13 protein-coding genes are annotated in these 12,302 nt (G+C 69.6%); 9 read left to right on the top strand and 4 right to left on the bottom strand.

Going from position 1 to position 12,302, the window contains the following annotated elements; genetic code table 11:
- Nucleotides 1-58: 58 nt before the first annotated feature.
- From DIE04_RS00210 to DIE04_RS00240, 7 genes are all read left to right on the top strand, one after another.
- A complete protein-coding gene (locus DIE04_RS00210) occupies nt 59-757 on the top strand; it encodes a fumarylacetoacetate hydrolase family protein (RefSeq protein WP_124485018.1) in 699 nt (232 codons plus the stop codon).
- Nucleotides 758-789: 32 nt separating this feature from the next.
- Nucleotides 790-1,431 carry a maleylacetoacetate isomerase gene (gene maiA / locus DIE04_RS00215; RefSeq protein WP_124519669.1) on the top strand — a complete coding sequence of 214 codons (642 nt, stop codon included), beginning with the start codon at nt 790-792 and terminating at the stop codon, nt 1,429-1,431.
- Between the two features lie 19 nt (nt 1,432-1,450).
- The gene (locus DIE04_RS00220; RefSeq protein WP_124519668.1) at nt 1,451-2,659 is read left to right on the top strand and encodes a 3-hydroxybenzoate 6-monooxygenase; all 1,209 of its coding nucleotides are present in this window, start codon (nt 1,451-1,453) and stop codon (nt 2,657-2,659) included.
- Between the two features lie 76 nt (nt 2,660-2,735).
- Entirely contained in the window at nt 2,736-4,097 is a 1,362-nt protein-coding gene (locus DIE04_RS00225; RefSeq protein ID WP_124519667.1) for an aromatic acid/H+ symport family MFS transporter, read from the top strand.
- Nucleotides 4,098-4,223: 126 nt separating this feature from the next.
- Entirely contained in the window at nt 4,224-4,574 is a 351-nt protein-coding gene (locus DIE04_RS00230) for a helix-turn-helix transcriptional regulator (protein WP_124519666.1), read from the top strand.
- Nucleotides 4,564-4,998, top strand: coding sequence for a YeeE/YedE family protein (locus DIE04_RS00235; RefSeq protein ID WP_044842894.1), 435 nt, complete (start codon nt 4,564-4,566; stop codon nt 4,996-4,998). Before DIE04_RS00230 ends, DIE04_RS00235 begins: the two co-directional genes overlap by 11 nt.
- 1 nt (nt 4,999) lies before the next feature.
- Entirely contained in the window at nt 5,000-5,422 is a 423-nt protein-coding gene (locus DIE04_RS00240; RefSeq protein WP_124485013.1) for a DUF6691 family protein, read from the top strand.
- Between the two features lie 225 nt (nt 5,423-5,647).
- Here DIE04_RS00240 and DIE04_RS00245 read toward each other — a convergent pair whose 3' ends face one another.
- Nucleotides 5,648-5,998, bottom strand: a complete 351-nt coding sequence (locus tag DIE04_RS00245; protein ID WP_124485012.1) for a hypothetical protein — start codon at nt 5,996-5,998, stop codon at nt 5,648-5,650.
- 203 nt (nt 5,999-6,201) lie between these two features.
- Here DIE04_RS00245 and DIE04_RS00250 point away from each other — a divergent pair, with 203 nt between their 5' ends.
- Entirely contained in the window at nt 6,202-7,686 is a 1,485-nt protein-coding gene (locus DIE04_RS00250) for a PLP-dependent aminotransferase family protein (RefSeq protein WP_185500275.1), read from the top strand.
- A gap of 144 nt (nt 7,687-7,830) precedes the next feature.
- On the opposite strand, the gene DIE04_RS00255 is transcribed toward DIE04_RS00250, so the two are convergent.
- The 3 genes from DIE04_RS00255 to DIE04_RS00265 form a co-directional block, all read right to left on the bottom strand.
- Nucleotides 7,831-8,106 carry a hypothetical protein gene (locus DIE04_RS00255; RefSeq protein WP_044842898.1) on the bottom strand — a complete coding sequence of 92 codons (276 nt, stop codon included), beginning with the start codon at nt 8,104-8,106 and terminating at the stop codon, nt 7,831-7,833.
- 97 nt (nt 8,107-8,203) lie between these two features.
- Entirely contained in the window at nt 8,204-9,508 is a 1,305-nt protein-coding gene (locus DIE04_RS00260) for a cytochrome-c peroxidase (protein ID WP_124519664.1), read from the bottom strand.
- 230 nt (nt 9,509-9,738) lie between these two features.
- Nucleotides 9,739-11,202 carry a metallophosphoesterase gene (locus DIE04_RS00265; RefSeq protein ID WP_124519663.1) on the bottom strand — a complete coding sequence of 488 codons (1,464 nt, stop codon included), beginning with the start codon at nt 11,200-11,202 and terminating at the stop codon, nt 9,739-9,741.
- A gap of 182 nt (nt 11,203-11,384) precedes the next feature.
- Between DIE04_RS00265 and DIE04_RS00270 the strand changes: the two genes are divergently transcribed.
- On the top strand, nt 11,385-12,233 hold the full coding sequence (locus DIE04_RS00270; RefSeq protein ID WP_124519662.1) for a class I SAM-dependent methyltransferase: 849 nt from the start codon (nt 11,385-11,387) through the stop codon (nt 12,231-12,233).
- Nucleotides 12,234-12,302: the final 69 nt, after the last annotated feature.

The raw sequence follows: 12,302 nt of genomic DNA on the forward strand, positions 1-12,302 counted from the left end.
TGCGTGCGTCGCCGACGCGGCGCGCGTTCCTTCCTTCATGCCTACGCTGGAGCCGTTCATGACTTATGTTTTCCCGCCCGAAGCGCCGGTGGCGCTTCCCGTCGCCGGCAGCGACGCCCGCTTCGCGGTGCGCCGCGTGTACTGCGTCGGCCGCAACTACGCGGCGCATGCGCGCGAAATGGGCTTCGATCCCGATCGCGAACCGCCGTTCTTCTTCTGCAAGCCGGCCGATTCGGTCGTGCCGGTCGCCTACGGCGAAACGCTCGATCTCGCGTATCCGTCGCAGACGCAGAACTATCACTACGAAGCCGAGCTCGTCGCGGTGATCGGCAAGGGCGGCGCCGACATTCCGCTCGAGCGTGCGCTCGAGCACGTGTGGGGTTATGCGGTCGGCCTCGACATGACGCGCCGCGACCTGCAGATGAAGATGCGCGAGATGGGCCGGCCGTGGGAAATCGGCAAGGCGTTCGACCGTTCCGCGCCGATCGGCCCCGTGCATCCGGCGAGCGAGGTCGGTCATTTCGAGCAGGCCGGCCTGTGGCTGACGGTCAACGGCGCGACGAAGCAGAAGAGCGACGTGTCGCACCTGATCTGGTCGGTCGCGGAAACGGTCGCCGACCTGTCGAAATTCTTCCGCCTCGAACCGGGCGACGTGATCTTCACCGGCACGCCGGAAGGCGTCGGCGCGGTGGTCAAGGGCGACGTGATGCAGGTCGGCGTCGAGCGGCTCGGCGAACTGGCCGTGCACGTGGTCTGACGCGCGCCTCGCTTTCCTCGAAAGGTCACATCGTGCAACTGCATAGCTTCTTCAACAGTTCGACGTCCTATCGGGTGCGCATCGCGCTCGCGCTGAAAGGACTGTCGTACGACACGCTGCCCGTGAACATCCGCACGGGCGAGCACCGCGAGGCCGGCTACGTCGCGCAGGTGAATCCGTCGGCGTCGGTGCCGGCGCTCGTCGACGGCGATTTCCGTCTCGGCCAGTCGCTCGCGATCATCGACTACCTCGACCGGATTCGTCCGGCGCCGCGGCTGATTCCGCTCGAACCGCGGCAGCGCGCACGCGTGCTGGAACTCGCGACGCTGATCGCATGCGACATCCACCCGGTCAACAACCTGCGGGTGCTGCGCTACCTCGACAGCGAACTGCAGGTCACGCCGCAGCAGAAGAGCGCGTGGTACCGGCACTGGGTCGCGGAAGGGATGGCCGGCGTCGAGCGTCTGCTCGCGCGTGCGGACACGGGTCCGTGGTGTTTCGGCGAGGCGCCGACACTCGCCGACGTATGCCTCGTGCCGCAGGTCGCGAACGCGCTGCGGATGGATTGCGACCTGAGCGCGTATCCGCGCAGCCTGGCGATTCACGAACACGCGCGGCGCGAGCCGGCATTCGACGCAGCGCAGCCGCAGCGGCAACCGGACTACATCGCGTAACACGAAGCAGGAGACAGACATGGGCGAGACACACAACACAGGCCGACGCGTACTCGTGATCGGCGGCGGCATCGGCGGGCTCGCGACGGCGCTGGCGCTCGCGCGCCAGGGCATTCGCGTGACGCTGCTCGAGCAGGCCGCGCAAATCGGCGAGATCGGCGCGGGCATCCAGCTCGCCGCGAACGCGTTCAACGCGCTCGACGCGCTGGGCGTCGGCGAGGCCGCGCGCGGCCGGGCGGTGTTTACCGACCGGCTGCAACTGATGGATGCGGTCGATGCGCGGGAAGTCGCGTGCGTCGACACGGGCGCCGCGTATCGCGAACGCTTCGGTAACCCGTATGCGGTGATCCATCGCGCGGACATCCACCTGTCGATCTACGAGGCGGTCAAGGATCATCCGCTGATCGAGTTCCGGACCAGCACGCAGGTGTGCGGGTTCGAGCAGGATGACCACGGCGTGACCGTGATCGATCAGCACGGCGAGCGTTATCGCGCCGATGCGGTGATCGGCTGCGACGGCGTGAAGTCCGCGATCCGTCACGCGTTGATCGGCGACGCGCATCGCGTGACGGGGCACGTCGTGTATCGCGCGGTCGTCGACGTCGACAACATGCCGAAGGATCTGCAGATCAATGCGCCGGTCGTCTGGGCCGGCCCGCATTGCCATCTCGTCCACTATCCGCTGCGCGGCGGCCGGCAGTACAACCTCGTCGTCACGTTCCACAGCCGCGAGCAGGAAACCTGGGGCGTGCGCGACGGCAGCAAGGAGGAAGTGCTGTCGTACTTCGACGGCATCCATCCGCTGCCGAAGCAGATGCTCGACCGGCCGACGTCGTGGAAGCGCTGGGCGACCGCCGACCGCGACCCGGTCGAGCGCTGGAGTGCGGGCCGCGCGACGGTGCTCGGCGACGCTGCCCATCCGATGACGCAATACCTCGCGCAGGGCGCGTGCCAGGCGCTCGAGGATGCGGTGACGCTCGGCGCGGCCGTCGCGCAGACCGACGGCGACTTCGAGGCCGCGTTTGCGCTGTACGAGCGCGTGCGGATTCCGCGCACCGCACGCGTGCTGTATTCGGCGCGCGAGATGGGGCGGATCTATCACGCGAAGGGCGTCGAGCGGCAGGTGCGCAACGCGCTGTGGGTCGGACGCACGCAGGCGCAGTTCTACGACGCGCTCGACTGGCTGCACGGCTGGCGCGCGGAGAACTGCCTGAAGTCCGTTGCCTGACGCCTTTCGGTTTGCATCCGGCGGCGCGCATTTCAACGACATCGCGCGCGACCGCCTTCATGGAGGAGACATCATCATGGCCGATACGCTGTCCATCGACGTCAGCGAATGGATCGACCGACATCGCGTTGCGCCGTTTCAGGCCGCGATCGTCGTGTTGTGCTTCCTGATCGTCGCGATCGACGGTTTCGACACGGCATCGATCGGGTTCATCGCCCCCGTCATTCGTGCGGAATGGGGCCTGTCGCCCGCGCAGCTCGCGCCGGTGTTCGGCGCCGGGCTCGCCGGGCTGATGGCCGGCGCGCTCGTGTTCGGGCCGTTCGGCGACCGGTTCGGCCGCAAGCGCCTGCTGCTCGCCTGTGTCGCGTGTTTCGGCATCGCGAGTGCGGCGTCGGCGAGCGCGGGCGGTTTGACCGAACTGATCGCGTGGCGCTTCGTGACGGGCCTCGGGCTCGGCGGCGCGATGCCGAACGCGATCACGCTGACGTCCGAGTATTGCCCCGCGCGGCGGCGCTCGCTGCTCGTGACGACGATGTTCTGCGGCTTCACGATCGGCTCCGCGCTCGGCGGACTCGCGGCCGCGTCGCTGATCGAACGCGACGGCTGGCGCGCGGTGCTCGTCGTCGGCGGTGCCGCGCCGCTGCTGCTTCTGCCGGTGCTCGCATGGCGCTTGCCCGAATCGGTGCGCTACCTCGTCAACACCGGCGCGGCGCGTGAACGGATCGCGGCGATGCTCGCACGCATCGCACCGGACCCGCATCTCGCGCACGCGTCGTTCATCGCACCGCGCGGCAAGCCGGCCGCTTCGCCGCTCGGCCGCCTGTTCGGCGCCGACCTGCTGCGCGGCACGCTGCTGCTGTGGCTCACGTTCTTCATGAGCCTGCTCGTCATCTACCTGTTGTCGAGCTGGCTGCCGACGCTGTTGCGCACGACCGGCGCGACGTTGCAGACGGCCGCGCGCGTGACCGCGATGTTCCAGGTCGGCGGCACGCTCGGCGCGATCGTGCTCGGCGGGCTGATGGACCGCTTCGATCCGCATCGCGTGTTGGCATGCAGCTATGCGGCGGCCGGCGTGTTCGTCGCGGCGATCGGCGTGCTGGCCGCGTCGCCGGCGGGCGCCGCGCTGGTCGTGTTCGCCGCGGGCTTTTGCGTGTCGGGCTCGCAGGTCGGCGCGAACGCGCTGTCGGCCGCGTTCTACCCGACCGAGTGCCGGACCACGGGCGTGAGCTGGGCGAACGGAATCGGCCGCGGCGGGTCGGTCGTCGGTTCGATGGCGGGCGGGGCGATGCTCGCGATGGGGCTGCCGTTGCCGATCGCCTTCGCATTCGTCGCGGTGCCGTGCGTGATCGCCGGGATCGCGGTGCTGGTGCTGGGCGCGGTACGGGCCGGCGAGAAGCGCGCGGCGGCAGCCGATGCGCTTGCCGGCGAGCAGGCGTAGCGGAGGCAGGGGTGGGCGTCGCAGACGGCGCTTTCCTTTTTCTTCCGATGGCGCCGACCGAAAGTACGAATCAACGATATATAAATATATATAATATTGATTCGTTAATCGAATGCGATCGCTCTCATGAACGCCGACCCTTCCACCGGGCTGCCCGAGCCCGATCAGATGCGCGCCGCCGCCGAATCGGCGTGCGCGCTGCTCAAGGTGCTGTCCAATCCCGACCGGTTGCTGCTGCTGTGCGAACTGTCGCAGGGCGAACGCTGCGTGAGCGATCTCGAGGCGCGGCTGGATATTCGCCAGCCGACACTGTCGCAGCAGCTGGGTGTGTTGCGGGACAACGCGCTCGTCCGCACGCGCCGCGAAGGCAAGAACATCCACTACTCGCTCGACAGCCTGGCTGCGATCGCGGTGATGGGCGTGCTGTACGAACAGTTCTGCGGCCCGGCCGCGAAGGGGACGCGCGATGCAGCTTGATGCGCTTCATTTCACGCCGTGGCTGTCGCTTGCCGGCGGCGTGCTGATCGGGCTTGCGGCCGCGTGGCTCATGGCGTTCAACGGGCGGATCGCCGGAATCAGCGGTATCGTCGGCAGCCTGTTTACGGCCGGTGCGGCGGAGCGCGGCTGGCGTGCCGCGTTCGTCGCCGGGCTGATCGCCGCGCCGCTGCTGATGCGTGTCGCCGGTGCCGCCGTGACGCCGCAGGTCGATGCAGGCTGGGGCGAGTTGCTGGCGGCCGGCCTGCTGGTCGGGATCGGCACGCGCTATGCGGGCGGATGCACGAGCGGTCACGGCGTCTGCGGGCTGTCGCGCGGCGCGACGCGCTCGATCGTCGCGACGGCGGTCTTCATGGTCGCGGGCTTCGCGACCGTATTCGTGCAACGGCACGTGCTCGGGGGCTGACATGCAGGCAGGATTCGCGTTTCTGGCGGGGCTGATGTTCGGCGTCGGCCTCATCGTGTCGGGGATGGCCAACCCGCAGAAGGTGCTCGGTTTTCTCGACCTGGCCGGCCGCTGGGATCCGTCGCTCGCATTCGTGATGGCCGGCGCGATCGGCGTCGCCGTGTTCGCGTTCGCATGGGCGAAGCACCGGTCGCGGTCGTTGCTCGGCCTGCCGATCCAGTGGCCGGCCGTGCGGACGATTACCGTGCGCCTCGTCGCCGGCAGCGCCGTGTTCGGCATCGGCTGGGGGCTTGCCGGGTTCTGCCCGGGGCCGGCGATCGTGTCGATCGGGCTCGGGTCGGTGAAGGGCATCGCGTTCGTCGGCGCGATGCTGGCCGGGATGGCATTGTTCGAATGGATCGAGCGCGCGCGGAAGGTGCGGTAGCAACGCGCGGCTGCTGCGGCCGAGGTTGTCGGCGTGGCCGAAGCGGCCCGGCCCGGCGAGGGCGACGGACGGGCTCGAATTCGTCGCCGGGGGAGCGACACGGTGATCGTGCGGCGACAACGGCGACGGTGTGTAGGCGTCGCGCGGCCGGGCTCGAATTCGTCGCCGGATGGAGCGACACGGTGATCGCGTGGCGACACCGGCGACGGTGTTGTAGCCGTCGCGTCAGGACTGCTCGCGCACATGCCGCTCGCCGAGCAGCCGCGCGGACGCCCGCTGCAGCCACGCACGCCACACCGCGAATACGCCGGGCCTGGCCACGGGCGCCGCGACGGTCGCGGCAACCGGCCCGGCGCCGCCGGCGGACAATGCCACGTGACCGGCCGTCTCGATCGTCAGGCATTCGCCTTCGTCGAGCACGCGGCGAACGTATTGCGGCGCATCGGGCAGCCAGTCGAGCCCGCCGTGACGTAACGTGACCGCGAGCGCGCCGTCGAGCACGATGACGCGGCTGCCCTTGTCGAACCACGCAAAGTGGCTTTGCCCGGCGTCGAGCCGGATGTCGTGCGTCCGCATGGCGTGTCCTTTTCCCGGTTGCGCGGCCCGGCGATGGCAGGGCGACAGCGTGCAATCAGGTTAAGGAAACGCGTGCGGACAGGACAGATTCAGGGGACGGGTATCTGTTACGGTGCAGACGGCGATTTCATGTTGCTGTATCGGTGAGTTTCCCCGGAATCTGTATCTGGCGTGCGCCCGGGCGCGCGGGCAGGATGACCCGCATGACGCCCATCACCGATCCATCCCGCATGACTTTGCCGATGGCCGGCGAGCCGCTTTACGAACGGCTCGCCGAGCATTACCGCCGCATCATCGCGGCCGGCACGCTGTCGCCCGGCGACCGGATGCCGTCCGTGCGTGCGTTCATGGCGCAGCACGGCGTGAGCCTGTCTACCGCGACCCAGGCCTTCCGGCGGCTCGAGGATACGGGCTGGTGCGAAGCCAGACCGCGCTCGGGCTACTTCGTGCGCCGGCGCGCGGTGGCCGCGCTCGACACGCTGCCGGAAAGCGACGGGCAGCCGCTGAGCGTCGAGCCGCCGTTCGCGGGGCTGCACGAACGCGTGTCGCGCGTGATCGATCGTGCGAACGCGAGGCCCGACGCGCTGAATCTCGGTGGCGCATCCGCGCTGGCGACGCTGTACCCGGCCGAGCGCCTGCAGGCGCTGGCGATCCGGCTGCTACGGCGCAAGCCGACGCTGCTGACCGACGCGGGGCCGGTTGGCGGCTCGGCCGAATTCCGGCAGACGATGGCCAAACGCGCGCTGTCGTACGGCGTGACCGTGTCGCCGGACGACGTGATGTCGACGAGCGGCGGCGTCGATGCCGTGAATCTCGCGTTGCGCGCGGTGGCACGCCCCGGCGACACGATCGCGATCGAATCGCCGGCCTTTTTCGGCTTGATCCAGCTGCTCGAAAGCCTCGGCCTGCGTGCACTCGAGATTCCGGCCAGCCCGACGACCGGGTTGTCGATCGAAGCGCTCGACGTGGCGCTGACCGCGTACCCGGATATTCGGGCCGTGGTCGTCGTGCCGAATCTGCAGAACCCGCTCGGCAGCGTGATGCCCGACGAACGCAAGGCTGCGCTGGTCGCGCTGTGCTCGCGTCGCGGCGTGGCCGTGATCGAGGACGAGCCGTATCGCGAACTCGTGGAAGCGCCGCACGCGGTGAAACCCGTGAAGGCATGGGACCGCGACGGCACGGTGATCTATTGCCCGTCGCTCAACAAGGTGCTGGCGCCCGGAATGCGGCTCGGCTGGATGAGCGCGGGCCGCTGGCACGCGCGCGTGAAGATGCTCAAGTTCGCGCAAAGCCGGCACAACGCCGCGTTGCTGCAGGCCGTCGCGGCCGAATTCGTCGGCTCGGGTGCGTTCGACCGCCACCTGCACCGGTTTCGCGAACAGCTTCGCGTGCAGCGCGATGTGACGATCGATGCGATCGCGCGCCATTTTCCCGCCGGCACGCGGATGAACCGGCCGCCCGGCGGCATGCTGCTGTGGATCGCGCTGCCCGACGGCGTGCGTTCCGAAGCCTTGTTCGATGCCGCGCTCGCACGCGGGGTAAGGATCGCGCCAGGCGCGATCTTCTCGAATTCCGACCGCTTTGACGCGTATATCCGGCTTGCCTGCACGCGGGTGTTCGACACGGCACATGAAGCGGCAATCGAAACGCTCGGCCAGTTGATACGCGACGCGGCGGCCGCTGCGTGAGCAGGGCGGGTGTCGGCCGGGCTGGCGCGTTGGCTACCGGGCTCGGCGGTCGTGACGAGAGCACGGGCCGGCCGATCCGGCTCGCCGCATTCTCCGCGGCCGGCCGCCGCGCGGCGACGCGCCGACGATACGATTTCGGCGATTTCATCGGCTGACCGCATGCGCGGCGAGGTGCTGACGGATCAGCGACAGATAGCGATCTCCGACCGAGAAGTCGCGTGCGGCACGCGGCCGCTCCGCCGGGCGCAGCGTGGCCGGCGCGCTCATGCCCAGATACCGGCATACCGCCGACGGAAAGGGCTTTCGCGTATGCCCGAGCTGGCGCGCCGCACGCTCGACGCGGGCGTCGCCGACCTGCGCACGCAGCCATGCCAGCACTTGGCGATCGGTGTCGTTGACGATACGGACCAGATGTTCCATCGCGCACCTCACTGTTCATAAATACAGTACTGTAAATATAACCAGTGTTTGCGGCGACCGCAAGCGGATGCGCACGCGCCTGGCCGTTCGGCCAGGGTCAACGCGCCGGCGCGGCGGCGCGGGCGATGCGGGCGGCGGCCGGGACGGGATTCGCGTAGCGTGCGTCGGTCAGCGTGCCGAGGAACGCGACGATGTCGTCGATTTCCGCGTCGGTCAGCGCGGGCGGCGTGCCGGGCCGGCGGTTCATCGGCGTCGAATTGACGTTGATGTTGCCGCGATAGGCGGCCGGCACGTCGTCGAACGTCCGGGCGCCGTGATACCAGCGGCCAGGGTCGGTCGAGCGGGTGTTGTAGAACGCGACCGCGTCGCGCAGCGTCGTGAACACGCCGTTGTGCATGAACGTCTGCTTGACCGCGACGTTGCGCAGTCCCGGCGTGCGCAGGTAGCCGCACCATTGCGTCGGCTCGGGCCAGCGCAGCCGCGCAGCCGTATCGCACAGACCGTTGTCGAAATGGCGCGGATCGCGGTTCGCGGGCAGTGCGTGGTTGCGCGGCACCGCGATCGCGTCGTAGCCGAAATCGGTGAAGAGCGAGCGCTCCGGCCGGCTCGACGTTTCCGACAGCGTATGGCAGCTCATGCAATTGCCCTTGTCGGGATTGCGGAACAGCGCCAGGCCGCGCATCTCGGCCGGCGCGAGCGGCTTGCGCGTGCGCAGGAATGCGTCGAAGCGCGACGTGAACGGCGCCATCTCGTCGCTCTGCAGATAGGCCTCGACGGCCGAGCCGAGCGCCCGCACCAGTTGCTCGGGATCGCGCCGCGCCGACGTGCCGAAGCGCGCGGCGAGATCGCCCGCCAGTTCGGTGCCGTCGACCTTGCGCAGCAGCGCGGCCGGCGACCGGTTGTTCATCTCGTTCGGGTCGAACAGCGGCCCGCGGATCTGTTCGGCGAGCGTGTCCGCGCGGCCGTCGCTGAACAGGCCGCCGAACGGCGACGGCGCGGGCGCGTCGTCGTCCTGGTAGAAGTGGCGGCGCGGCACGTAGCGCACGTAGAGCAGCGATGGCGCGTTGCGCTGGCTGAAGCGCCCGTGGCGGCTGCCTTCCGGCACGCCCGGCCCCGCGAGCGAAGCGGCCGACAAGGTCGGCGCGAACGCGCGCCCCGGATCGTGGCAGCCCGCGCACGACATGCCGCGCGGCTCGGACAGCCGCGGATCGAAGAAGATCCGGCGGCCCAGCGCGACGAGCGTCGGGTCGGGCGCGAAACGGGCGGTGGCCGCGTCGACCTTGTCGGTCACCTGCGGCGTGCCGTTGCCGATCGTACCGACGACGCGCGCCGGCGGCGCGCCGGGGAGCAGGGTCGTTTCGGCAGGTGCGCCGTGGGCCGCGAGCGCCGCTCCGGCGAGCACGGCGGCGGCAAGGGCGCGTACCGCCCGTCCGCCGGCGGCCGGAACCGCGGCGGACGCCGGACGCCCGGCGAGGGCGACCGAAGGAATCGGCCGCCTTCGCGATCCAGCCATTCCTTCCCGGCAGCCGGCCGCATCCGCCGAACACGCCGAACACGCCGCATCCGCCGAATCCGCCGAATCCGCCGAATCCGCAGAATCCATCAAACCGCCATGCAATCGAACTTCGTCCCTCACGGCGCGATGAACCCCGTCTTGTCGCATGCGAGCGTGTTGCCCGACTGGTCGCACGACGCGAGCAGCTTGCCCGCCGCCGAATACGCATGGAACACCCAGCCCGTCGCCGGCGCCCCGCGTCGCTCCATGATCAGGAACCCGAAGCTGTTGTTGTGCGACAGCCGTTCGATCACGGCGCCCGGCGCCGGCGTCAGGCCGGCGGGGAACGGGTCGGGCAGCGCGACGTCGAGGTTGTCGCCGCCGTTGCCGGACACGATCGTCGCCGGATGCCCGGACGAGAAGTTGATCGCCTGGAAGTCGTGCACGTGCCCGTGCAGCGCGACGTGGATGCCGGGCGGGTAGTACGCCTGCGCGTTCAGGCTCGCCATCACCGACTGCAGCGCGAGGTTGCCCGGCGCGGGCGTGCTGCCGGCGATCGGCGCGAACGCGAGGATCGGATGGTGGTTCGTGAAGATCGTCGTCGACATGCCGGCCTTCGACGCGAGCGACGCGACCGTCTGGAACTGCTTCTGGTAGATGCGGAATTGCGCGTCGGTCGTCTTCAGCGGATTGCGGCCGACCTTCGCGGTGTCGAACACGATCACCTGCGTGCCGCCGCCGAGCGACACCGCATAGGGATCCGAGTAGTTCGCGTCGTCGTCGTTGGCCGGATCGTCGCACGAACGGGCCGCCGAATACGGGCGCGGATCGAGGAAGCGGTACCAGCCCTGGCCGGCCCGTGCGCATTCCTCGTGGTTGCCGCGCACGACGACCCACGGCGCCTTCGCGAACAGCGGCGCGGCCGGGCGGAACAGGTCGGCCTGCCACGCATCCCAGCCATAGCCCCACGGGCTGTCCTTGCAGCCGGCGATGTCGGGCGGGCACGCGTTTTCGCGGTAGTGATAGTCGCCGACGTGCAGCACGAGGTCCGGCGACAGCTTCGCGACGCTCGCCGCGATCGTGTCGAACGGCCAGACCGTCGCGTCGTTGCACGCCTGCCATGCGTTGTCGGCCTTCTTCATCCGGCAGCCGGTGTCGGCGATGATCGCGATGCGCTGCGGCTGCGCTTTCGGCAGCGGCAGTGCGCGGCCCGCGACGCTCGCCGTTTGCGCATCGGCCGGCAGCGCCGCTTCGCAGACGGACACCGGGAAGCTCGACGGTTTCGAGTCGGCCGCGGCGCTCGCCGTCGGACGCTGCGCAACGGTCGCGGCGCCGGCGCGCAGCGTCATGCGCGACAGCTTGCCGTCGACGGACAGTTGCGGGCACAGCGGATCGCTCGCGGATGCAGGGCTGTAGCTCGTGATCACGCGTGCGATCGCCTGGTTCGCGTCGCCGATCTCGACCCACGCGGCCTGGAGGTTGATCGCGGCACTGGCCGGATCGGCGGGCGTATCGATGTGATTCGAACACGCGGACAGCGCCGCGAGGGCAACAAGCGGAGCGCAGCGCGCGAGCAGTGCGCGCGGGAGGAGTCGTCGCATGAGAGGCACCGTAGGAAAGTCGTCAACGATACGCAGCGCGAGTGTAAGAAATGTGAAGGGCGGAGTCCGACGGCCGGCCGGCGCGCGAGTCGTGCCGCGGTCGCTGCCTTGACCTCAAGCCGGCTTGAAGCAGCATAGTCCGGATCACGGTCAACGATACGGACGAAAAAGGAGAATCGACGATGAAAGACAGCCGGGCAAACGAAGCGCAGTCTGCGCTGTGGAATGGTCCGTCGGGGCTGGCATGGGTCGACGCGCAGCGCTCGCTCGACCGGATGTTCGAGCCGTTCGAGACGCTGCTCGCGGACGCGGCGGCCGCGGCATCCGCGCGCTGCGTGCTCGACGTCGGCTGCGGCACCGGCGCGGTGACGCTCGCGATCGCACGGCGGCTTGGTGCGCACGCGCACTGTACCGGCGTCGATATTTCGGCGCGGATGATTGCCGCCGCACGGGCGCGTGCCGAACGCGCCGGCCTGGGCGCCGGCTTCGTGCATGCCGATGCGCAGACGCATGCATTCGCGCCGGGTCGGTTCGACCTGATCGTGTCGCGCTTCGGCGTGATGTTCTTCGACGATCCGGTGCGCGCCTTCGCGAACCTGCGGCACGCGGCGCGCGCGAACGCGCAACTGCGATTCGTTGCATGGCGCGGCGCCGCCGACAATCCGTTCATGACGACGGCCGAGCGTGTCGCGGCAACGTTGCTGCCGGACCTGCCGGCGCGGCAGCCGGGGGCGCCGGGGCAATTCGCGTTCGGCGACCGGCAGCGGATCGCGTCGGTGCTGTCGGACAGCGGCTGGGCCGACATCGCGATCGAGCCGATCGACCAGGCGTGCGCGTTGCCCGAGGCGGCGTTGAACGACTACATCGCGCGGCTGGGCCCGGTCGGGCTCGCGCTTCAGGACGCGGACGACGCGACGCGGCGGCGCGTGGTCGAAACGGTGCGCGCTGCGTTCGAGCCTTACGTGCAGGGCGCTGACGTGCGGTTCGACGCGGCGTGCTGGCTCGTCACGGCGCGGGCGCCGTCTGCATGACGCGTGAGGCTACGAGGACGACCGACGTTCGGCATGCACGCTGCCGTTCGCGCATGACAAGGCAAGGCT

The organism is Burkholderia sp. Bp8994, assembly GCF_003853805.1.
Classification (GTDB): Bacteria; Pseudomonadota; Gammaproteobacteria; order Burkholderiales; family Burkholderiaceae; genus Burkholderia.